Genomic DNA, 21,738 nt, shown 5'->3' with positions numbered 1-21,738 from the left:
ATCCCGCAACCCTATCGCGTGGGATCGAGCGCGCTCGGCTTGCGCCTGCTACCCAATTCACCGGCCCAAACGCCGGAGCTACCGTCACGCGCCATTGCCTGCAAGGCGGCGATCCGGTCTTCGGTCGCGGGATGGGTGGAGAACATCTGGCGCACCCCTCCCGGTACAATATATAATTGAGACGCAGCCGGATTGCGCTCCGCCACCGGGTTCGGGATACGGGCTGCTTCGCCCGAAATCTTGGCTAGCGCAGAGGCCAGTGACAGGGGCTTGCCGCTAATCTGAGCGGCTGCGGCATCCGCTCCGAATTCGCGGGTGCGGCTGATCGCCATTTGCACGATCATCGCGGCAAAGGGCGCGATCAATACCGCCATCAGGCCAGCGAGCCCGGCGTTGCGGTCGCGGAAGAACAGGCCGAAATTAGCCAGCATCGACACCGCACCGGCGATTGTCGCGACCATCGTCATGATCAGGGTATCACGGTTTTTCACATGGCCGAGTTCGTGCGCCATGACGCCTTCGATCTCGTCATGACTGAGCATTTTAAGCAAGCCGGTGGTTGCCGCAACGGCCGAATGTTCGGGGTCGCGTCCGGTGGCAAAGGCGTTGGGCTGGGCCTGGTCGACGATATAGACTTTCGGCATCGGCAATTGTGCGCGTTTCGACAGATTTTTGACCATATTGTAGAATTCGGGGTGGCTTTTGGCATCTATCTCTACCGCATTGTGCATTTTCAGCACGATTTTATCGGCGTTCCAGTAGGTGAACAGGTTCATGCCCGCCGCAACCAGCAGGGCGATGACCGCGCCGCCGCTACCGCCCAGCGAGTAGCCCAATACCATGAACAGCGCGGTCAACGCTGCCAGCAACATGGTTGTCTTCATGAATTTCATCGTCTCTACTCGCTTGAATATGTTCGTTCTGACCTCAATATAGGGTTTGAGGCGGAGCGATTCAATTTGGCGGACAGGCGAAAATATGACCGATAGCGATAGAAAACCCGGCGAGAGACCCGCCCATGTGAAGGCGCCTGCGCATCTTTCTCCGAACAAGCCCGTGCCCGAACCCGACCCGCTCGAAAAGGCCGGGGAAATCGCCACTGACAAAGGCCCGACCCGCTATGGCGACTGGGAGCATAAGGGCATAGCGGTCGATTTCTGACGGCCCGCGAGGCTGATCTCCGGGCGGCGCATCCGGCGGGCATCCATATTTAAGCCTTTGCGCCACCGAGCTTTTATGGAAAGATCGCTGATCGAAGCCGATAGCGGCGCGGGAGCGATATTGTGAGCAACGACAAGCCGGGCGCGGATGGCGTCGAAACTATCGCACCCGAAAACAGAAATGTCCCGACCGATGTCGCGCCGACCGCTGCTGCAGAAGCCGGAAAAATCGATATCAGCTTCTCGCCCGGGCTGTCGTCTTTCCTGAAAACCAATGATATTTCCATCGGCTTTACATCCTACCAGACCGGGCGACTCTATCTGATCGGCCATGGTTCGGACGGGAAGCTGGCGATGCACGAAGCGGTCTATCCGCAGGCGATGGGTGTGACCGGCGATGCCAGCCGCATCTATCTCGGCACGCTGACCCAGATTGTCCGCATGGAAAATGTTCTGGGGCCCGGCCAGACGGCCAATCAGGTGCATGACAAGGTCTATGTGCCGCGCAATCTGCAGACCACCGGCAATGTCGACATCCACGAAATCGGTATTCAGGACAATGGCAAGATCGTCTTCGTCAACACCCGCTTCAACTGCCTGTGCGAGCCGAGCCTGACGCATAGTTTCAAGCCGGTCTGGAAACCCGAATTTATCAGCGAGATTGTGGCAGAGGACCGCTGCCATCTTAACGGTCTGGCAATGGTCGACGGCAAGCCGAAATATGTTAGCGCCGCCGCTCGCTCGAACGTCGCCAATGGCTGGCGGGATCGCCGGGACGATGGCGGGCTGATCATCGATGTAGAGAGCAATGCGATCCTCGCCGAAGGTCTGTCGATGCCGCACAGTCCGCGCTTCCATGATGATCGGCTGTGGCTGCTCAATTCGGGGACCGGCGAACTCGGCTGGCTGGATCCGGCTGATCGCCGCTTCGTGCCGCTGGTGTTTTTTCCCGGATTTTTGCGCGGTCTGGCCTTCCACAATGATCATGCCTTTGTCACCCTGTCCAAACCCCGCAAGGGCCATTTCGAGGGGTTGGCGCTGGATGGCCTGCTGAAGGAAAAAGACAGCACGGCCTGGTGCGGTATCCAGATCGTGTCGCAGTCGACCGGCAAGCTCGCGCAATGGCTGCGCTTCGAGGGCGCGATTACCGAATTGTTCGATATCTGTGTCCTGCCCGGCGTGCAGAACCCGATCACTCTGGGGCCGAATTCGGTCGAGATCAGGGACTTTCTGACGATCGAACCGTCCGCTATATAGAGTCCGGCTCGCCGCGTTACGGCAGGGCGAGAAATTCAGCTATCGCCAATGCGGCGCGCTGCGACGGCGATTCCCGGCTATCCATATCGAAAGAATGAGCGAAGGCGCGCGTCTGTGCCGCTCGAAACGGGTCCGAAAGCGGCGAGACGGCCTCCAACGTCGGACCCAGATCGGCTATATCATCCAGCACCGGTCCGAAATTCCAATGTTCATAATTGGCATTGCCCTGCCACTTGGCATCGTGGGAATTTAGAAATATCGCCGGGCGTGGTTTCTGAATAAATTCGTAAATCTGGCTGCTGACATCACCGAGATAGATATCGGCGGCACTAGTATAGGTCATGTCGACGCTGCGCGTGCTGCCGGTGTCGATATGGATATGGTCGAGCGCGGCGTAGCGCGGATCGATGCGCTGGCGGAACTTCAGCAAGCGGTGCTCGACCGACGCCAATAGCTTGCGCTGGAACAGCATGACATGCGGCGCAAAGATCAGATTATAGGCAGTCTGGTCGGCGAAATGGTCGAGAATCTGTTCGCCGAAGCGGAACCATGACGACAGCAACGGATCGAAATGCGGGTTGTAGAGAACAGTCGGTTTGTCATTGTCGAACAGCTTCACTGGTGGACGGCTGACATAAGCTTCGAATTTGGGATAGCCGACGATGCAGTGATTGTCCGGGCGGATCACCCCGGCCTCCAGCATCCGGTCGCGGGTCTTCTCGCCGGGCAGCAGCACATAGTCGAACAGGCTTATTTCCGGCGAGAAGCCGATCGAGCGATCACCCGCACCATGGGGAAAGAAGATCAGCTTTGGCCGGTCCGATGGATGGTTTTTCTTGAGAAAGGTTGTCGTGGTCTCCGGCACGACCAGCGCGTCGAAATGGCGGAACAGGTCGGTGCTTCGCTTGAGGCTGCTCAGCCGGTTGAGCGGGACCATCTTGCCCAGCATATTCTCGGCCAGCCGACTCCAGCGATTCGGGCGGATCGACCAAAAAGCGGGGGTCGGCAAGGCGGGATCGAGAAACTGCCGCACCGCCTCGGCCTGCCGTTCGCTGGAGGTGATGACTTCGACGCGCGCGGTTGGCGCCTGTCGCTGCAGCGCGGAGATGATCGGCGCGATATGGGCGACCTGATGCAATTCGTCATGATTGAACAGAAAGCCGATGCGCTGGGGATCAATAGATGATGCGGAACTCATATGTCTTCCATCGGATGTCCGACCTCATCTTCTTCCAAGGCACCGGCGAACCAAATCCGCCGTTGCCCGTCCTTGGACAGATTTTGCGCGAAAGTCTACCGGGTCCCGGTCCGGTCCGCCGGTAAAGGGCTCGTCCCAAGGCCTGCTTTGCAAATTGCCTCGCTGCGTCTACATATTGCCAGCGAAACCGGTTTTGCCGGAAGCGATTGCAAACCATAAGGACGCCCGTGACCCCCGTTAGTGATTCCAATATGTCCGCTGGTGATTTTCCCTCCGACCAGAAACCGCTGTGGACGGCGATCATCCTGGCTGGCCAGCGGCCCGAGGGCGATCCGATGGCCGCTTATTGCAACGTCCAATATAAGGCGCTGATCCCTATCAACGGACAGACCATGCTCGAACGGGTTGCGCGCGCGCTGATTGCGTCGCCTTATATCGGCAGGATGGTCGTGATGGCCCAGTCGCCCGAAGACCTGAAGGCGGGACTCAGCCCTGATCTGGCAGAACATGACGGCTTCGCCTTTGTCGAATCCAACGACGGCATCGCCACCAGCATCCACGACATCATCGGCAGCGATATCGCGCCATGGCCGGTGCTGGTGACCACCGCCGACAATGCGCTGCTGACCGGAGAGATACTGGACCGATTCTTTCAAGCACACAGCGGACAGGATGTTGCGGTCGGCGTGGTCGAGCGCCAGACCATGCTCGCCGCTTACCCCGACGCGCGGCGCACCTGGCTGAAATTTCGCGGCGGCGCCTATAGCGGCGCCAATCTCTTCGCCCTGCACAATGCCGCTGCGAAACCGGCGGTGGCCTTCTGGTCGGCGGTCGAGAAAGACCGCAAGAAAGGCTGGAAAATCTTCGCCCATTTCGGTCCCTGGCTGCTGCTCCGGGCGCTCAGCCGGACGATCGGCTTTAAAGATGCGATGGCACAGGCAGGCGCCCGCATGTCGCTGCGGGCCGAGCCGATAATATTGCCGATAGCGGAAGCGGCGATCGATGTGGACAAGCCGGATGACCTGGAACTGGTGACGGAAATTTTGGAGCGGCGGGAGCGCCAATAAGGACGCATGTCCAGGCTCCAATGCCTCGATAATCATGCAGGCCGGCGGCTGCTACCGCTTCATTTCCAGCATGCAAGCTCATTCAGAAAGCTTCGCCCTGCCTCGGTGAACTTTCCATGTTCGGCCAGAAGGTCGATAGCCTGGGCAACGTCGCGTTCCAGATCATCTTTGACGTCGGCCTTTATTCCCGACTTCCGGCGATGTTCCAGCACATTGGAGAATACATAGGCGCCCTCCAGAATACCGGGCAAAGGCCTTGGATCGGGACGCCAGGGCACAGGGAATCTCTGCTTGTCATCGTCATAGAAATTTTCGAGAATGGGATCGACAAGCTGCATATATCGAAGTTTTACATGCGCGTTTTCGTGAATGATATTCTCTGCCATTATCTTCGGTTCATCCGGATCCAGAAACATCGCACCCTGCCGTGAAAGCACAGTAAATCCGATCCTCTGGTTCTTCCCGGTTGTTCTCGGAACCATCACCGGCGTGAAAGTGAAGACATCTTCGGCAATTTCACGGGAGGAGCTTTTAATATTCTGTGTCGCTATCTTATAGGGTTCAACCGGATGATCGGCGGGATATTGTTCTTCACTCGCACCGAAGAATATCGTGCCCGTCTGCCTCTCGTTCGTGCCAGTCCAGTGCGGTCGCAACCATTCATCCCGACGCTGCAACTGGACGCGGTCGTCGGCCAGCCGTTGGTAGCAGTTTATCCAGAAGCCGTCCGTCTCAAGCGCCGGTTCGGGGGCTTGAACATCACCGAGCAGGTCCTCGTTGGGCAACTCGATTGTCATACCGTCAGCAAAAGAGCAGCGCAGAAACCCGGCGAGGCAGCTTACCCGGACTGTCTGACCAGCGCGTTCCGGTCCAAACTCGATATGCCGCGCAAAAATCGGAATCCTCAGGCCGCCTTCCTGATCAAGGTCAACGTCCCAGTCACCCTGACCTTCATTGGCCAGTTCAACTTGCAGGGCCAGTGATGAAACGTGGCGGGCAAATGGACGGCGCTGGGCTATATCGACATCGCCGCTGGCTCTGCGCATGGCTGCCAGCCAATATTGGGTGGTGGGATGCATCAAAAGCGCCCGCGCGCTGCTGTCATTTGACGAGCGCATCAGAAATGCAAATCGCAAAAGCGCCTGCGCTTCCTCTATCGAGAGGCCATATTGCACATGTTCCTCGACATAGTGCCGGCAAACCGCCTCGATCTGATTTTGTGTATGTCCTATCACCTTATCTACGATTGCCTGCCGATGTTCGTGACTGGGCGGACCAGCATGTAAAACCAAATTTTCTGTCACGCGACCAGCTCCTTCAACTCGTCCGGCAAAGTCTGCTCGACCTTGCTGTGAATATGTTCGATTAACGGCAACAAGGCCTCGCAGTAGATGCTGGGGTGCAGGAAACTGCCGTCCGCTCCATATCGGTGCGGCATATAGCCTCCACCACAAATATCTCGCGCAGAGCATTTCTGACAGGTTTCGCAAAGCCCGTTCGCGCCTTCCTGAAAGGCTGCAATCATCGGGTTGCCGGACAGATCGTCCAGACTCGTCTCCGCGAGATTGGCTCCCAATTTGGTAACGCCGTCAAAGCAACATTTAAAAGCATCGGTCGGCTCGAGACTTCCGTCCGTTTCGATGACAAGAACATCCACGGGTTTGCCGCCGATATTGTCGGTGCTGACCGGATATCCAAACATCATACGGATCATATTTTCGAAATAGCGGACGTGTCTCTCGGAATTGTTCCTGTCAAACCAGCCGTCGAAAAAGGCGATCAACCAGTCCCGATATTCTTCGATCGGGCGCGGCGGCGGATGGACATGGTTCGCATGGGGCAAGGAAAGATCAAAGCCTATCACACCGATCTCGTCCCAGAACTCATGCATCAACTTCGGATCTATATCGGTGTCGACGACCGCCAGGACGTTGGAAAAAACGTCTGCCCCGTTGGGATGGTCATGCAAACGATCAATTGCATCGATCACGCGATCATAGGAACCGTTGCCCTTGTGATCGAGCCTGTGCTTGTCGTGGATCGCGCGCGGTCCGTCCACACTGAGACCAATACGCACATCCAGCTCGACAAGCAGTTCAATCCACTCATCATCGATCAATGTTCCATTGGACTGAATGCTGAATCGGCAGGCAATGTCAGCGGCATCCAATTTGCTCCTGACGATCTCGACAATCCGGCGCAATCGCTTCTTGCCGGCGAGCAGGGGCTCGCCGCCATGCATGATAAAATGCACAGCCTTAAGACTGCTATTTTGCGCATGTTCGCAGATTCGCTCCGCGCACAGATGTGCCACGTCGTCTCGCATCACCGCCGGTTGATTGCGGTAGGTGTCATCTTGCAAATTATACATGTAACAATAGTCGCAATTAAGATTGCAGCGGCTGGCGATCTTTACGACGAAGGTCGAAAACGGCACGGCCATAGGAGCTTCCCCTTCTACAAGTCGGATACTCTTGGTTCAATGCAGGTAGCGAGCCAACTGGCCCGCTACCTCGCTGCTCAGGCAGCTGATGAAAATGTAGAGAAGGTCGAAAAGGTAGAGAAAGTGGAAAAATCGTCACTTGCAATACCGATATTGTCGGCACCCAGCAGCTTTGCCGCTGCGGCCATTGCCGAGCGGACCACTTCATTGCGGACCTGTCCAAGCTGATCTTCCGACAGTTCCAAATCACCCAAATCAAAGCTTAATTTGGTTTTTGGATTGTCCAGCTGCTTCAGTTCCTTGGGTTCGCTGAAATATACTTGCCTGCGCGTAGATGCTTTGGGCGCTGATTTTTTCCTTATTTTGGCCATTAGATCATCCTCCTTCTAGGATTATTGCATTGTTAATACATTTAAGACGACCCAACTTGAAGAATACATCGTATAACTTATATCGCAACCCCGACGACTTGATACTTTCGGCCAAAATGAATTGGGCAATCGCCGATGCCGCCGGCAACGGGAAGCGACATCAGCCAATACAGGTCTCCAAGCAGCGCATCCTGTCTCGTGACTGAAGGTCAGCACGGACGATCAGTGTGTTCGAAATCGGCGCTGTCCGCCGGTATATCTTCAGCGTCATGTGCGGCAGGAAATCGGGGCAAGCCACCCTCGCTGGCGCTGCGGGAGTTTTTCTGATGACAATCCACCGGCGTGGCCGTTGTCCGGAAAGGGAAACTTACAGGGTGATAGTGCTGGGGGATATTTGGGTGATCCACCCTCGCTTGCGGTCGGGAGTTTTTCGGGCAAACATGCGCCGGGGTGACGGCTGCCTGGAAAGGGAAACTCGCGGCGTAATAGTGCTGAGGGATATTTGGGTGATCCACCCTCGCTTGCGGTCGGGAGTTTTTCGGACAAACATGCGCCGCATGTTTGCTTTTATCAGAAAAACTGGAGCGGGCGAAGAGATTCGAACTCTCGACCCCAACCTTGGCAAGGTTGTGCTCTACCCCTGAGCTACGCCCGCTCGGCGTTGCTGCGACACTTGGGTAATCACTTGGTCAGCAGCAGTTGAGGCGCGCGGTTAGCATGGGTTTTTATACCCCGCAAGCCCCAATCACACCCTAGTTCACTACAAATGCAAAAATATCCTTGGCATTGGCGCGCTGCTCCCCACATAAAGCGCACAAGTTAAACGATTTGGGCGCGAGTCCGGGCATTGGGCCCGCGCTATAACAGGAGCATGATGTGGCAACAGCAGGACTGACAGTCGAAGAACAGAAAGCAGTAGAAGTCTTCCAGCGCGAGGTCGTGACACCGAGCATGGACAAGCTGGTGATTCTCGATTTCTGGGCAGAATGGTGCGGGCCGTGCAAGGCTTTGACGCCAATGCTGGAGAAAGTCGCCGCCGCTTACGCCGACAAGGGCGTGGTGCTGGCCAAGATCAACGTCGACGAGAATAAATTTATCGCCGCACAGTTTCAGGTGCAGTCGATTCCGACCGTCTATGCGATTTTCCAGGGCAAGCCGGTGGCCGACCTGACCAGCGCGCGCAGCGAAAGCCAGCTGACCGGCGCGTTGGACCAGCTGCTCGAGCAGCTGCCGGTTGGCGGCGGAGCAGAACCCGAGCAGGATGTGGCGCCGCTTCTCGCCATGGGTGAAGAAGTGCTGGGCGAAGGCGATGCCGAGCGTGCTGCCGGGATTTTCGCGCAGATCGCCGATATGGCACCCGACAATGTCGAAGCGGTCGGCGGACTGATTCGCGCACTGGTTGCGGCTGATCATATAGAGCAGGCGGAAGCCGCGCTCGCCGGATTGCCGGAGGAGCTGCGCAGTGACCCAGCGATCGAACGGGCGCAGACAACCCTGCAGCTGGCCAAGGACAAACCGGATGCCGGCGCGCTGGAAGCATTGAAGGCGGCTGTCGCGGCAAATGGCAAGGACCATCAGGCGCGATTCGATCTGGCCAGCGCGCTAATCGCCATGGGCGACCATGACGCTGCCGCTGAACATCTGCTGACGATTATCGCTGCGGACAAGGACTGGAACGACGGAGCGGCAAGACAGAAATTGCTGTCGCTGTTCGAAATGGTCGGCCTCGAGGACGAATGGGTCTCAGCCACCCGCCGCAAGCTCAGCGCCGTGCTGTTCGGATGAGCGAAACCAAAAGGCTATCTATTTTCCCGCTGGCCGGAGCGTTGCTTTTTCCCGGCATGCACTTGCCGCTGCATATATTCGAGGAACGCTACCGCGCCCTGATCAACGACGCGATGGCGCGCGACCGGCAGATCGGCATGATCCAGCCCAAGGAAGAGGGCAAGCACCCCGCCCTGTTCGATATCGGCTGCCTCGGCAAGATCATCGATATCGAGGCGCTTGACGACGGACGCTTCAACGTGGTGCTGGAAGGCGTGGCTCGGTTCCGGATTGTCGAGGAAATCGATGCATCTACGGCATTCCGGCAGGTACGGGCCGAGATCGAAGCCGATCAGGAACTGGACGAAGTCCTGGCCAGCGCCGAACGCGCCGCGCTGGAAATCGAATCACGGAAATTTGCGGAGCTGCAGGGCTACCAGGTTGACTGGGACAGTATCGGACGACTCGATGACATGGCCTTCGTCAACGGCATCGCGCAGATCGCGCCTTTTGATGCTGCGTCGAAGCAGGCATTGCTGGAAGTCGACGGCCTCGCCAACCGTGCAGAACTGATCATCCAGCTGCTACAGTTTTTCGGGCGACAGGATGGCGACGATGACCGGGTCACATTGCAATGAGCGATCGGGCAATGAGCGATCGGCCCGGGAAGGATAGGGCGGCGAGCGACGAAAATCGGGGCGTTGATCCCGAACTTCTAAAGATACTGGTCTGCCCGATGACCCGGGCGACGCTTGTCCATGATGTCGAAGCCGGGGAGCTGGTCAGCGAGGCCGCTGGCGTAGCCTATCCGATACGCGACGGCATTCCGGTGATGCTGATCGAAGAAGCGCGCAGATTATAGAATCGGCGATAATGAAGCGGTTTTGACGTTGGATTGTCTAAATAATCGATAACGAAGGACCAGCCGGCTGGTCAATTTGCGGCTAGACTTTTGGTGCGTCGCACAAACCAGGTGATCGTCAGCCCTGCTTGCTTTGCATAACGAGTGGCGTAGCTACTTCATTGTAAGTCGAAGCGTTATGATCGCTTTCCGCTGCGCTGAGCGGTGCGAAAGCAATCGCCAAGATAACCGCAGAGACAAGGGAACCCCACGTCACAAGATTGCCAAGAAACAGTTCTTTTTCTCTCTGGCTCAGGGCCTTCTTTTGAATTTTAATCATAACGCCTACATTCTTTACACAACACTAAACTACTAAAGCCAATCAACTCTGTTCGTTCCATCCGGGCCAAAAAATCATCTCCGGGTTGACCCGATCATGGGAGGCGATGGATCAACCCGGATCTGAATGTCCAAAAGAAGTCTAGCGGGTGCAATAACTTCCTCCAAACTGGCCAGAAAGCCCATCGCAGCGAGGGAATATTGACCAGAATATTCCGTTCGCTGCAAACGACAGTCATTTGGCGAGAAGCAGACCGGGATTCCGGAAACCAGAATCTTCGTACCGCCGTTCCAAACAAACCATCGCCATGGGCATCTTGCCGAACAATGATGGATATGGACCGATCTGTGGATATTCATGAGTTTCAACCCGTGTCACCCGTCTTACGGGTGTAACAAGTTAATGTTACCCGCGTCGAACCGGCGGGGAACCGGCAAAGGTAACGATAAATTATGCAATATCGTTTACGCTTTGTAGCGGTAACATGCAATTTTACCCCGTGTTAACCGAATGGATTATATTTGTTACCCAATAAGATCGGATAGTTAGCCATCAGGCTGACCATTCTCTTTTGCCAAATGATCGCCCCTGACATAAGATTAAAAAATGACCACAGACTTTTGCGATAACCTGAACCAGAAAGAGAAAGAGGCTCTCCATCTTCTTTTGCTCGGCCATGATGCGAAAACTGCGGCCCAGGAGATCGACGTGACCCCTAACGTGATCAACGAAAGGTTGCGGTCGGCGCGGCAAAAGCTGCAAGTGACAAGCAGCAAGGCCGCAGCCCGGATGTTGGCGGATCACGAAGGTTTTGCACCCAAATTTTTTGTACCCAAGAATATTGGGATTGCGAAAAAGCCGCAATCCGGCGCAATTTACCCCCTGCCTGGACAACAGGCAGCGTCACCGGACAGAGTCAGGGAAGTGCAATCGGCTTATCAGTCATATTCCACCTTCTCCAGCTCGCTACTTTCGGTGCCGTTCCGCAAGCAGGGAGAAACGGGTAACGATCTAAGCAAGGGAGCGCGAATCTGGGCTATCGCCGACTTGTCGGTAAAACTTGCCTTTGCATTTGCCTTCGTCTGTCTCGCCGCAATGGTTGTGAGCAGGTTGCTAGGCCCGAATTAATCTCTGCATGTTTTGTCACTAGTAAGCGCCGGTGTCCCCCGGCGTCCGGAGAGTTACATGTTGAACCAACGTATTGAAGCCGCCCGCCCCATTGCCACAAAAATCCATGAGGTCGAAAAATCCCTCAACTTGACCATGGTTCAGATGGGCGAATTGATGAGCAGCATGGCCGCTGCCCGCCTCGCACCGGGAACACGTTTTTCCCTGACCGCGGGCATTGATGCTTCCGAGAAGCTGATTGCCGCTGCCGCCCAGACCGCACGCTCTTATCGCGAAGTCGTCGAAGCGCATGCACATCTGGCCGAAGACCAGCAAGATGCCGGTTTGCGCACCGTCAGCTGGGGCGATGGACTGGAATGCCCTCCCCCACCATCCGGTCAGTCGGATCAGGATGTTGCTGCCTATCCTCGCGCTGTCCCGAACGCTTAAGCCAAGCGGAGCTTGACCGTACCAACATTCTTTGGTCGAGTAGGACATGGTCAGAATTCAATTGTTTCAAATGCTGCTGATATTGTGTTGCAGCTACGGATTGATATGGGGCGGTCGGCCCGAGCGGTTTGCTGTCATCATCGTGATGGTGGGTTTCTTTTTAACGATCGCGGTCGCCGCCCCTGTTTCTGAACGGTTTTCTCATGTCGAAGTGAGTATCTTTCTCGTCGACACGGCAATGTTGGCCAGCTTTTTCTATCTCGCCTTAAATGCTGAGAGGTTTTGGACAATATGGTTATGCGCTATGCAATCGATACAGGTGCTCACACACCTTCCGATAATGGTCATTCCGGAACTGCTGCCACAGGCTTATGGAGCGGTGGCGGCAATCTGGGCCTATCCGATGCTGATTGTTTTGACTGTCGGCACATACCGTCATCAACAACGTCTTCGGCGGTTCGGGGTCGACAAATCCTGGAGCGACTTTTCACCGTTGCAAAAATAGACAATGCCTCCGCTGTCGCCTCGGCCCTGATAGCCGAATTCGGCTCTATCGGGGCGGTATTATATTCTGATTCCCGGCCAGCCAAAAGCAATCCCGCCCAGGCCATCCTTTCGCTAGTGCGGGAGGCGATGCTCGTGTCTTCCAAAGACAAAATGCTGGACCGCATTTGCCTGTCCAAGGCCGATGACGTGATCGAATATCTTATCGTTGCGATGGCGCGCTTGCCGGTCGAGGAAGTGAGGGTATTGTTTCTGGATAGCAAAAACCGGCTTATCTGCGATGAGGTCGTCAGCAGAGGCACGATTTCCGAAGCTCCGATTTATCCCCGCGAAATATTGAAACGTGCGCTCGCCGTGGACGCAGCAGCCCTGATCCTTGCCCATAATCACCCGTCGGGCGATCCGGATCCGAGCGAGGGCGATATCGAAGCGACCCGCAGGCTGCTCAAGGCGGCGAAAGAACTCGGGCTGGCGGTTCACGATCATATCATTGTCGGCAGCGAAGGCTGGATCAGTCTGCGCGACTGGGTGTCGTTCCAGTGAATAATATACCGGTGCAGCATTCAGCACTTTCTGGTAACGTCGCAATTAAAGGGAGACCGGAATAATGGCCTCACCAATTTCGGACGAAAGACGGGCGAAGCTGCTCCGCGCGGAAACGCACACACTGCTGCAATCACCAGATTTCATCCGCTCGCCAGTCATGTCGCAACTGTTGAGCTATCTGGTTGAGGAGGCGATTTCCAATCCGGGCAACCCGCCCAAGGCCTATCAGGTTGCCGTGGACGGCCTCGGGCGCACCGAGGATTTTGACGTCCAGGCCGATAGCTATCCCCGCGTACAAGTGGGCCGGCTGCGCAAGATGCTAGGCGCCTATTATAACGCGCACCACAGCGCGACACGCTTGCATATCCCGATCGGCCATTATGCTGTCGAGATTGCGACGGATGACGGTGATCCGGGAGACGGGCAGCATATTGCCGGACCGGATGACATTGACCCTGATGCCGCGTCACCTGCCGAGCCTGTTCGCGACCGGTGGTTTAACAACCGGCTGACAATGCTCGGGCTGTCCGCCGTCCTGCTGATCACAGCGATAGGCCTGATCTGGTTTGTGCCCTCTTCCGGCCCGGTTGATTCCGGAATCGCAATGACTTCCGGTCAGGAGACCCTGCCCCCGAAAATTTACATTGCAGCCTCACGGATGGAATCCGGGGCCACAGGCAGCGACATGTCCGCCGAGATACAACAGTTTTTTGAAGATGCCTTTGCCCGCTCATCGCAAGTGCGGCTAGCGGCGGCGGGCGAACCGGACATCGCCTCGGTAACAGGACAAAATGCCTATCTGTTTGAAAGCAAGATAGTCGCTGGTCCGAGCGGTCCGGAAATCAAATTTCTGCTGACGTCGCTGATCCAGAATGAAACAATCTGGTCGGCAACAATTGCGATGCCGGATTCACCGGCCGACTATCCCGAAAAACTCGGCCCAATATCCAGCCGGGTCACCAGCATTTACGGACTGGTAGCTACCGACCAGCGTAAACGGCTGCCGGACAATGCAATGATCGGCTACCCCTGTATCCTGCGGTTCGAGAGCTACCGTGCCAATCGCGATCCCGACCTTTTGCCGGTCGTCGAGTCATGCATCGAAAAATCACTGGTTGCCGACCCTTTTGACAGCCAGATTCTCGCGGCCGCCTCGTTCATTTCCTTTTTGCGGAGAGAGGCAACCGGCAGAGAGCCCAATCCCGAGGAGGGCTTGGAATATGCGCGCCGTGCGATGGTTCGTGGCAGAGAGAACGCGTCGGCGAATTTCGCACTCGCCAGGTCCAGTTTTTTCAACGGCAATTGTAGTCGGGGCAAAGAATTCGCCGAGAAAGCCGCGGCACTGGACCCCTATGAAGCAACCATTCAGGCACAGGCCGGCGCTTTTCTATTCGGCTGTGGCGATCCGGCTGGAACCCAATATCTGAGGCGTGCGATCGCTCTGGACCCTCGCGGTTCGCTGGTCGCGGAGACCGCGCTGGTGCTGACTCTGCTGGCGGAAGGCAAGGACAAGCAGGCGCTGGAATTCGCGGAAAAAATTGTTCCGTCCAGCACCGGTGTCGGGCCCTATTATGATATCACCATGGCCATGGTCTATGCCAAAAATGGCCGGATCGAGGACTCGCGAAAATCATGGGACCAGCTCGTTGCAACCTATGGCAGCGACAAGGATGAAAGCCAGGAGCAGTTACTCAGGCGCCTGATCACCAATCCGGTGCTGGCCGAGCGCGCCTTTCAGCTGCTGTTACGGACCGGAGTGATCAGCGGGTGACCGGGAAGCCAGCCGATCCATTCGGGATGATGCTTGCAGGATAGTCCCGCATTGGCGGTAACAGGAAGCTCCACGGTTTGAGGCTGGTCACGCGACGCGCGATGCAGTCGTCAGAAACTCGCGTTTAGCCCGTCGACCACGAATTGTACCGCCAGCGCACCGAGGAGCACACCGAGCACCCGGGTAATGACCGCCTCGACCTTGTTACCCAATATCCGCATCAACGGACCAGCCGCGAGCAGTCCGAACAAGGTGAGCAGAAGCACCGATCCCAGAGCACCGAGAATGACCAGCGCATTGTCGATTCCATCATGTTGCGATGTCAGCAGCATGACCGCAGCAATCGAACCCGGTCCGGCAATCATCGGCATCGCCATCGGGAAGATCGATACATCCTCGATCTCGGGCTGCTCGATAATCTCCTGGGCCCGATCTTCGCGCCGCTCGGTCCGTTTCTCGAACACCATTTCCAGCGCGATCAGGAACAGCATGATTCCGCCGGCAATGCGGAAACTGTCGAGGCTGATGCCGAGCGCGCTCAGCATCTGTTCGCCGAACAGGGCAAACACCAGCAAAATGATTGCGGCGACGAATATAGCACGAATGGCCATGACCCGACGATCGCGCTCCGGCGCGCTGCTGGTCAGGCTGGCATAGATCGGCGCGCAACCCGGCGGGTCAATTACCACAAAGAAGGTGATGAAGGCAGAGATGAAAAGCTCGATCATGATGTCGGTGCGTCGATTCTATATTCATGCACCCGCTTGAAGCTGCCGTCCTCTTGCGCCAGATCGACAGATACGATGCGCGAGCCGTCTGCAACAAAGGCGGCATTCCAGATCAGGCTGCCATCGGCGGATGCCCCTGCCTTGCCCTGGACCGTCAGTCCCGCTGGCGGGAGAGCGGCAGCGGTTTTGGCTTTGCAGGAGGCCACTTCGGTCTCGACATAATCGGGTTCCGCCAGCGGTGTCGCGAGCGGCACGCCATCATCGAATATCCATTTCCACTGCACATCCTTGTTCGGCTTGCGATTGCCGAAATCATCCTGATGCCAGATCGTGGTGAAATGACCCGTGCTGCCCTTAGCGCTTTGCCAGGCACCGGTGGAGACACCGATGCTGCCGTCGCAGGACATGTAGATTTTATGCGGCTGCCAGGTAACGGCCTCTGCCGGATCGGCCTTGCCCTTCAACCACTGCTGCGCGTTGACCAGATCCGGCGTGAACATGATCGCCTCATCGGCGGCGGTTTCACGAAATGCCGACCATTGCCCCTCTTCCTGAGCCAGTCGGGCAAAGGACAGTTCTGCTTTGACGATGGCGCTGGGATTGGCGACCGCTTTTCCCATCACCCGGTTATAGCGTTCGCGGTCGTTCAGACGCCCGCCGCTGGCGCAGCTCGAAAGCATTAGCGCGATTCCGACTACTGCAAATAAGCGCATTACAAACCCTCCGGTTTCTCCAGCCCGGCGCGCGCAGATGCGGCAACCAGCGTATTGCGCAATAGCACCGCAATGGTCATCGGACCAACCCCTCCCGGTACCGGCGTAATCGCGCGGACATGATCAAGCGCTTCGGCGGTGGCGACATCGCCGACCAGACGGCCCTTTTCCTTGCCCGGTTCGGGGTCGAGCCGGTTGATACCGACATCAATCACGACGGCGCCGTCTTTCAGCCAGTCACCCTTTACCATTTCGGCGCGGCCAACGGCTGCGACAACAATATCGGCGCGGCGGACGACATCGGGAAGATCCCGCGTCCGGCTATGCGCCATGGTAACGGTGCAATTTTCACCGAGCAGCAATTGCGCCATCGGCTTGCCGACCAGAATCGAGCGGCCGACGACGACAGCGTCGAGGCCGGTCAGATCGCCCAAAGTATCTTTCAGCAGCATCAGGCTGCCGAGCGGGGTGCAGGGAGTCAGCGCTTCTTCGCCATTGGCCAGCCGGCCGGCGTTGATCACGTGGAGGCCGTCGACATCCTTGTCCGGGTCGATCGCCATGACCACGGCTTTTTCGTCGAGCCCTTTTGGCAGCGGCAATTGCACCAATATGCCGTCTACGGTCTCATCGGCGTTCAGCTGTTCCACCAAAGCGATCAGGTCTTCCTGCGCGACATCGGCGGGCAGCCGGTGCTCGAAACTTTCCATGCCCGCAGCCAGCGTCGCTTTATGCTTGGAGGCGACATAGACCTGGCTGGCAGGATCTTCGCCGACCAGAACCACAGCCAGACCGGGCGCGCGGCCCGCTTGTTTCACAAAGGCTGGAACGGCGTCCTTGATCCGTTCCCGAAGACCGGCGGCAAAAGCCTTGCCGTCAATGATATGCGCTGCGGTCAACCGAGGAGAGCCTGGGCCAGCGGTGGCAAGATCGCATCCTGCAGGATGATGATGCCGATAATGACAACCATCGGAGTCAGGTCAATCGCGCCGAAATCCGGCATGATCTTGCGGATCGGGCGGTAGATCGGCGCGGTCAGCGCGTCGAGCGTAGTCCAGATCGCCCGGGCAATGTCATTTTGCAGATTGATGACATTGAACGCCAGCAGCCAGCTCATGATCGCTTGCACGATGATGACGGTTATTGCCACGTTGAGCAGGATGGAGATGATTTGAAGAATTGCGAATGCCATGGCGGACCCTTTATCGATAATCTGGCAGAGCGGCCAGTGATTTGTCACGGTTCCGCCAGAAATTTACTGTATCAACTATATAAGACAGCAGGCGGCTTATTCAACCGAAGCGAAATCATCCCGTACCAGGGTACCCGCGCCCTTGCTGGTGAAAATTTCGAGCAGCATCGCGTGCGGTATCCGGCCATCCAATATGACCGCTGCATCGACGCCTTCCTGAACGGCTTTGACGCAGGTCTCGAGCTTGGGAATCATGCCGCCCGAGATCGTGCCTTCGTCAACCAGCGCCTGAATCTTAGTCGGATCAAGGTCGGTCAGCAGATCGCCCTGTTTGTCGAGCACACCGGGGACATCGGTCAGCAGAAACAGCCGCGCCGCGCGCAAGGCCGAGGCCACAGCGCCTGCCATGGTGTCGGCGTTGATATTATAGGTTGCGCCATCGTCGCCTACACCGATCGGCGCGATGACCGGGATCATCCCGGCAGCGGAAATCTTGTCGACCACGCTGCGATCCACTCTTTTCGGCTCGCCGACATAGCCAAGATCGATAATCCGTTCGATATTGCTGTCCGGGTCGCGATTGGTGCGCCGCAGTTTCGTTGCCTTGACGAAACCGCCGTCCTTGCCGGAAATACCGATAGCGCTGCCGCCAGCCTGTCCGATCCAGCTGACCAGTTCCTTGTTGATCGCGCCGGACAGGACCATTTCTGCAATTTCCGCGGTTTCCTTTGTCGTCACCCGCAGACCATCGACAAATTCGCTCTCCACGCCGACCCGTGCCAGCATCGCACCAATTTGCGGCCCGCCGCCGTGTACGACCACCGGATTGATCCCGACCGCTTTCAGCAGAACGATATCCTGGGCAAAATTTCTGGCGAGCGCGGCATCGCCCATCGCGTGGCCGCCATATTTTACGACAAAGGTCTTGCCGGCATAGCGTTGCAAATAAGGCAAAGCATCGGTGAGCGTTTCCGCTTTGGCGAGCATGGCGGGATCGGGTGCGTGATCGGTCATGGGCGTCTTTCTGTCTAGCCGTGCGGCAAATGCAAGTATTTAATCAGGTTTGGATAGCGCTTTCACTTTTTCCAGCGTGCCGGCAACATGGCCCTGCGGTCTCGTCGCGCTGTGGACGAAGATGATTTTGCCTTGCTGGTCGATGACATAGCTGGTCCGGTTGGTCATTGCGAGACCCGGCGCCATGCGGACCTGGTAGCCATTGATGATTTTCTCATCCGCCCGGGCGACCGCGAACTTGTCGCGGCATTCGGAGACGGAGAATTTCTTCAATCCCTCGATATCATCGCCTGACATGCCGATCACCGTGGCGCCGGCGGCGTTGAACTCCGCCGTGGCGTCCGCGAACATATTTGCCTCGATCGTGCAGCCCTCCGTAAACGCCTTGGGAAAGAAATAAAGCACGACGGGACCATCTTTCAGCTTGTCGGCCAGCGAGAATTGGAATTCCTTGCCCGCCAGCGCGCCGGTTGTGGTGAAATCTGGAGCGGTGGCGCCGATTTCCAGCGGTTCGGCATTGGCGCTGCGGGCATAATAGACGAAGGCCGCACCGCCGACGATTGCCACTGTCAGCAATATCACGATCCACTTTTTCATAATATCATTCCTGTTCGAGTTGCGCTTTCAGCGCATAAAGCTGGTCCAGTGCTTCTCGCGGCGACAAAGCATCGACGTCAATCGCGCCCAGCGCCTTGCGCAGGTCATCGGATTTCTCCTCGACGTCTGCAAGGCTGGCGGCAAATAGCGGCAGATCGCCAAGACCGGCGGCCAGACCACCGGTTTCCGCCTTGCCGGCTTCCAGCTTGTCGAGCACCGTCTTGGCGCGGTTCAGGACCGGCTTGGGGATTCCGGCCAGCTTTGCCACTGCCAGACCGTAGCTGCGGTCGGCAGGGCCTTTGGCCAGTTCGTGGAGCAGGACCAGATCGCCCTTCCACTCCCGCGCACGCACATGGTGCAGCGACAGCGCATCGAGCCGGTCGGCCAGTCGGGTCAGCTCGTGATAATGGGTCGCGAACAGGCAGCGGCAGCGATTGGTCTCGTGCACGGCCTCGACCACAGCCCAAGCCAGCGCAAGACCGTCATAGGTCGACGTACCCCTGCCCACTTCGTCGAGAATGACGAAACTCTTCTCGGTTGCTTGCGACAGGATTGCGGCGGTCTCGACCATCTCGACCATGAAGGTCGATCGGCCTTGTGCGAGATTGTCCGAAGCCCCAACCCGGCTGAACAGCCGGTCGACAAGGCTGAGCTTCGCGGACGCTGCCGGAACGAAACCGCCAGCTTGCGCCAATATGACGATCAGCGCATTTTGCCGGAGGAAGGTTGATTTACCGCCCATATTGGGGCCGGACACCAGCCACAGACGCTCGTCATTGGCGAGCGCGCAATCATTGGCGACAAAGGCCTCGCCCTTGGCCGATAGTGCAGCTTCGACCACTGGATGACGACCGGCCTGGATATCCAGTATATTTCCGTCGACAAATTCGGGGCGGCTCCACTGCCCTTCGGCGGCGCGTTCGGCGAGCGCGGCAGAGACATCGATCCGGGCCAGTGCGTCAGCGCTTTCGCCAATGGCATGTTTGCGGGCGAGCACCTTGTCGACCAGTTCCTCGAAATGCGCGGCTTCAGCGGCGAGAGCATGGGCTCCGGCTTGCGACACGCGCACCGCCTCTTCGTGCAGATCGGTCGAGTTGAACCGCACCACCCCGGCGAGCGTCTGGCGATGGGTAAAGCCCGAATTTTCAGCCATCAGGCTATCACCATGGCGGGCGGGCACCTCGATAAAATAACCGAGGACGGCATTATGCTTGATCTTGAGCGTGTTGATACCGGTCGCCTCGCGATAGCGCGCTTCCAATATGGCGATTGCCTTGCGGCCATCGGAACCGGCGCTGCGCAATTCGTCGAGCGCCGCGTCATAGCCCGCCGCGATATAGCCGCCATTGGTCATTTCAGTGGGCGGCGTCTCGACCAGCGCGCGCTCCAGCAAGTCTACCAAAGCGGCATGGCCGTCGAGCGCAGGCAGGATATTGTCGAGTAATTCCGGCAAACCGGCCACCAAGGTCAGTCGCTCGCGCAATATTCGCGCTCCCGCCAGGCCATCGCGAATCTGCCCGAGATCGCGCGGGCTGCCACGCCCGGCCGACACCCTGCCAAGCGCCCGGCCGATATCGGGCAGCGCCTTGAGTTCGGTCCGGACATCGTCACGGATCGCCGACCCGTCATGAAACCACTGCACCAGCCCGAGCCGCCGGTTGATCGGCCGCTCCGCAAATAACGGCGCCGACAGATCGCGCGCCAGCAAGCGGGCGCCAGCGGGTGTCACGGTGCGGTCGATAGAGTGGAGCAGACTGCCCTCGCGTCCGCCGGCCAATGTCCGGTCAATCTCCAGGCTCGCCCGGGTCGGCCCGTCAATCGACAGAAATTCCCGCGTTTCCCGTCTTTTCGGCGGATGCAGATAGGGGGCATGGCCTTGCGAGACATGATTGACATAGGCGAGCAGTCCGCCGGCGGTGGCCAGTTCTGCACGCGAAAATTCGCCCATGCCGTCGAGTGTCGCCACTCCGAAATGCTCGCGCAGACGTTTTTCCGCCCGGCCGCTATCGAAATTATCCTTGGCCCATCCGGTTGCCTTGCGCAGCCGTGGCAGCAAGGATGGCGGACAGATGATTTCCGATGGCGCGATCCGGGCCAGTTCCGCATCGAGCGCATCGTCGGAAATCGTCGTCAGTTCAAAATTGCCGGTCGAAATGTCCGCTGCCGCCAGTCCGATCTCGCCTTGCACCTCGGCGAGCGCGACCAGCATATTGTCACTGCGCGCGTCGAGCAGGTTGTCTTCGGTCAGCGTTCCGGCCGTCACATAGCGGATGATGTCCCGCGCGACCAAAGCCTTGTAGCCGCCGCGCGCCTTGGCCTCGGCCGGGGTTTCTATCTGTTCTGCAATCGCCACCTTGAAGCCGGAGCGAATGAGTTTTGCCAGATAGCCTTCCGCCGCATGTACCGGTACGCCGCACATCGGAATCGAATCTCCGGCATTTTTGCCGCGCGAGGTCAGCGCGATATCAAGCGCCGCCGCCGCCAGCTTGGCGTCCTCGTAAAATAGCTCGAAAAAGTCGCCCATCCGGTAGAATAGCAGGCAATCGCCGGCCTTTTCCTTCAGCCCGAAATATTGCTCCATCATCGGCGTGACCTTGGCCCCTTTCGGCGCGGTGTCTTTTGCCCTATTTTCTGCTTTGTCCCGAGTCTGGATTGCCATGGGCCTGCGATAGCGGACT

24 protein-coding genes and 1 tRNA gene are annotated in these 21,738 nt (G+C 57.6%); 11 read left to right on the top strand and 14 right to left on the bottom strand.

The window, feature by feature from the left end; genetic code table 11:
- Positions 1–11 precede the first annotated feature (11 nt).
- Positions 12–893 carry a M48 family metalloprotease gene (locus tag ACWFTY_RS05695; protein ID WP_447526401.1) on the bottom strand — a complete coding sequence of 294 codons (882 nt, stop codon included), beginning with the start codon at positions 891–893 and terminating at the stop codon, positions 12–14.
- An 85-nt stretch (positions 894–978) separates the two neighbouring features.
- On the opposite strand from ACWFTY_RS05695, the gene ACWFTY_RS05690 reads away from it, so the two are divergent.
- Together ACWFTY_RS05690 and ACWFTY_RS05685 are read left to right on the top strand one after the other, a co-directional pair.
- Complete coding sequence (locus ACWFTY_RS05690; RefSeq protein ID WP_447526400.1) at positions 979–1,161, top strand: DUF1674 domain-containing protein; 183 nt, start codon at positions 979–981, stop codon at positions 1,159–1,161.
- A 122-nt stretch (positions 1,162–1,283) separates the two neighbouring features.
- Complete coding sequence (locus tag ACWFTY_RS05685; RefSeq protein ID WP_447526399.1) at positions 1,284–2,417, top strand: TIGR03032 family protein; 1,134 nt, start codon at positions 1,284–1,286, stop codon at positions 2,415–2,417.
- Between the two features lie 16 nt (positions 2,418–2,433).
- Here ACWFTY_RS05685 and ACWFTY_RS05680 read toward each other — a convergent pair whose 3' ends face one another.
- On the bottom strand, positions 2,434–3,615 hold the full coding sequence (locus ACWFTY_RS05680; RefSeq protein ID WP_447526398.1) for a hypothetical protein: 1,182 nt from the start codon (positions 3,613–3,615) through the stop codon (positions 2,434–2,436).
- Positions 3,616–3,842: 227 nt separating this feature from the next.
- On the opposite strand from ACWFTY_RS05680, the gene ACWFTY_RS05675 reads away from it, so the two are divergent.
- Entirely contained in the window at positions 3,843–4,682 is an 840-nt protein-coding gene (locus tag ACWFTY_RS05675) for a nucleotidyltransferase family protein (protein ID WP_447526397.1), read from the top strand.
- A 59-nt stretch (positions 4,683–4,741) separates the two neighbouring features.
- Here ACWFTY_RS05675 and ACWFTY_RS05670 read toward each other — a convergent pair whose 3' ends face one another.
- The 4 genes from ACWFTY_RS05670 to ACWFTY_RS05655 all read right to left on the bottom strand — a co-directional run bounded on the left by ACWFTY_RS05670 (position 4,742) and on the right by ACWFTY_RS05655 (position 8,151).
- A complete protein-coding gene (locus ACWFTY_RS05670; protein ID WP_447526396.1) occupies positions 4,742–5,917 on the bottom strand; it encodes an aKG-HExxH-type peptide beta-hydroxylase in 1,176 nt (391 codons plus the stop codon).
- A 65-nt stretch (positions 5,918–5,982) separates the two neighbouring features.
- Complete coding sequence (locus ACWFTY_RS05665; RefSeq protein WP_447526395.1) at positions 5,983–7,125, bottom strand: FxsB family cyclophane-forming radical SAM/SPASM peptide maturase; 1,143 nt, start codon at positions 7,123–7,125, stop codon at positions 5,983–5,985.
- Positions 7,126–7,202: 77 nt separating this feature from the next.
- Complete coding sequence (locus tag ACWFTY_RS05660) at positions 7,203–7,496, bottom strand: hypothetical protein (protein WP_447526394.1); 294 nt, start codon at positions 7,494–7,496, stop codon at positions 7,203–7,205.
- 580 nt (positions 7,497–8,076) lie between these two features.
- Positions 8,077–8,151, bottom strand: a tRNA-Gly gene (locus ACWFTY_RS05655).
- Between the two features lie 221 nt (positions 8,152–8,372).
- Between ACWFTY_RS05655 and ACWFTY_RS05650 the strand changes: the two genes are divergently transcribed.
- Genes ACWFTY_RS05650 through ACWFTY_RS05640 form a run of 3 tightly spaced genes read left to right on the top strand, consistent with a single transcriptional unit; the run spans position 8,373 to position 10,122 of the window.
- Positions 8,373–9,281, top strand: a complete 909-nt coding sequence (locus tag ACWFTY_RS05650) for a tetratricopeptide repeat protein (RefSeq protein ID WP_447526393.1) — start codon at positions 8,373–8,375, stop codon at positions 9,279–9,281.
- Complete coding sequence (locus ACWFTY_RS05645; protein ID WP_447526392.1) at positions 9,278–9,898, top strand: LON peptidase substrate-binding domain-containing protein; 621 nt, start codon at positions 9,278–9,280, stop codon at positions 9,896–9,898. The genes ACWFTY_RS05650 and ACWFTY_RS05645 overlap by 4 nt, the downstream gene beginning before the upstream one ends.
- A gap of 11 nt (positions 9,899–9,909) precedes the next feature.
- Positions 9,910–10,122, top strand: coding sequence for a Trm112 family protein (locus ACWFTY_RS05640; RefSeq protein WP_447526391.1), 213 nt, complete (start codon positions 9,910–9,912; stop codon positions 10,120–10,122).
- Between the two features lie 118 nt (positions 10,123–10,240).
- On the opposite strand, the gene ACWFTY_RS05635 is transcribed toward ACWFTY_RS05640, so the two are convergent.
- Positions 10,241–10,441, bottom strand: coding sequence for a hypothetical protein (locus ACWFTY_RS05635; RefSeq protein WP_447526390.1), 201 nt, complete (start codon positions 10,439–10,441; stop codon positions 10,241–10,243).
- A gap of 606 nt (positions 10,442–11,047) precedes the next feature.
- Here ACWFTY_RS05635 and ACWFTY_RS05630 point away from each other — a divergent pair.
- The 5 genes from ACWFTY_RS05630 to ACWFTY_RS05610 all read left to right on the top strand — a co-directional run bounded on the left by ACWFTY_RS05630 (position 11,048) and on the right by ACWFTY_RS05610 (position 14,819).
- Positions 11,048–11,569 carry a helix-turn-helix transcriptional regulator gene (locus ACWFTY_RS05630; protein WP_447526389.1) on the top strand — a complete coding sequence of 174 codons (522 nt, stop codon included), beginning with the start codon at positions 11,048–11,050 and terminating at the stop codon, positions 11,567–11,569.
- Between the two features lie 57 nt (positions 11,570–11,626).
- Positions 11,627–11,998 carry a hypothetical protein gene (locus ACWFTY_RS05625; protein ID WP_447526388.1) on the top strand — a complete coding sequence of 124 codons (372 nt, stop codon included), beginning with the start codon at positions 11,627–11,629 and terminating at the stop codon, positions 11,996–11,998.
- Between the two features lie 70 nt (positions 11,999–12,068).
- Positions 12,069–12,503 carry a hypothetical protein gene (locus tag ACWFTY_RS05620; RefSeq protein ID WP_447526387.1) on the top strand — a complete coding sequence of 145 codons (435 nt, stop codon included), beginning with the start codon at positions 12,069–12,071 and terminating at the stop codon, positions 12,501–12,503.
- Between the two features lie 134 nt (positions 12,504–12,637).
- Positions 12,638–13,045, top strand: coding sequence for a JAB domain-containing protein (locus tag ACWFTY_RS05615; protein ID WP_447526386.1), 408 nt, complete (start codon positions 12,638–12,640; stop codon positions 13,043–13,045).
- Between the two features lie 64 nt (positions 13,046–13,109).
- Positions 13,110–14,819 (top strand): tetratricopeptide repeat protein, encoded by a 1,710-nt coding sequence (locus ACWFTY_RS05610; protein WP_447526385.1) that lies wholly within the window; start codon positions 13,110–13,112, stop codon positions 14,817–14,819.
- A 110-nt stretch (positions 14,820–14,929) separates the two neighbouring features.
- Here the strand turns inward: ACWFTY_RS05610 and ACWFTY_RS05605 are convergent, their stop codons facing one another.
- The 7 genes from ACWFTY_RS05605 to mutS form a co-directional block, all read right to left on the bottom strand.
- A complete protein-coding gene (locus ACWFTY_RS05605) occupies positions 14,930–15,547 on the bottom strand; it encodes a MarC family protein (protein ID WP_447526384.1) in 618 nt (205 codons plus the stop codon).
- Positions 15,544–16,260 (bottom strand): hypothetical protein, encoded by a 717-nt coding sequence (locus ACWFTY_RS05600; RefSeq protein WP_447526383.1) that lies wholly within the window; start codon positions 16,258–16,260, stop codon positions 15,544–15,546. Before ACWFTY_RS05600 ends, ACWFTY_RS05605 begins: the two co-directional genes overlap by 4 nt.
- Entirely contained in the window at positions 16,260–17,156 is an 897-nt protein-coding gene (folD, locus tag ACWFTY_RS05595) for a bifunctional methylenetetrahydrofolate dehydrogenase/methenyltetrahydrofolate cyclohydrolase FolD (RefSeq protein WP_447526382.1), read from the bottom strand. Before folD ends, ACWFTY_RS05600 begins: the two co-directional genes overlap by 1 nt.
- The gene (locus tag ACWFTY_RS05590; RefSeq protein ID WP_340167793.1) at positions 17,153–17,449 is read right to left on the bottom strand and encodes a YggT family protein; all 297 of its coding nucleotides are present in this window, start codon (positions 17,447–17,449) and stop codon (positions 17,153–17,155) included. The genes folD and ACWFTY_RS05590 overlap by 4 nt, the downstream gene beginning before the upstream one ends.
- A 96-nt stretch (positions 17,450–17,545) precedes the next feature.
- Positions 17,546–18,463 (bottom strand): acetylglutamate kinase, encoded by a 918-nt coding sequence (gene argB / locus ACWFTY_RS05585; protein ID WP_447526381.1) that lies wholly within the window; start codon positions 18,461–18,463, stop codon positions 17,546–17,548.
- Between the two features lie 39 nt (positions 18,464–18,502).
- On the bottom strand, positions 18,503–19,060 hold the full coding sequence (locus ACWFTY_RS05580; RefSeq protein WP_447526380.1) for a peroxiredoxin: 558 nt from the start codon (positions 19,058–19,060) through the stop codon (positions 18,503–18,505).
- A gap of 4 nt (positions 19,061–19,064) precedes the next feature.
- Positions 19,065–21,644 carry a DNA mismatch repair protein MutS gene (gene mutS / locus ACWFTY_RS05575; protein WP_447526849.1) on the bottom strand — a complete coding sequence of 860 codons (2,580 nt, stop codon included), beginning with the start codon at positions 21,642–21,644 and terminating at the stop codon, positions 19,065–19,067.
- Between the last annotated feature and the right edge of the window lie 94 nt (positions 21,645–21,738).

It is taken from the genome of Parasphingorhabdus sp. NYA22, assembly GCF_976973735.1.
This window is presented reverse-complemented; position numbering and strand designations above follow the sequence as displayed.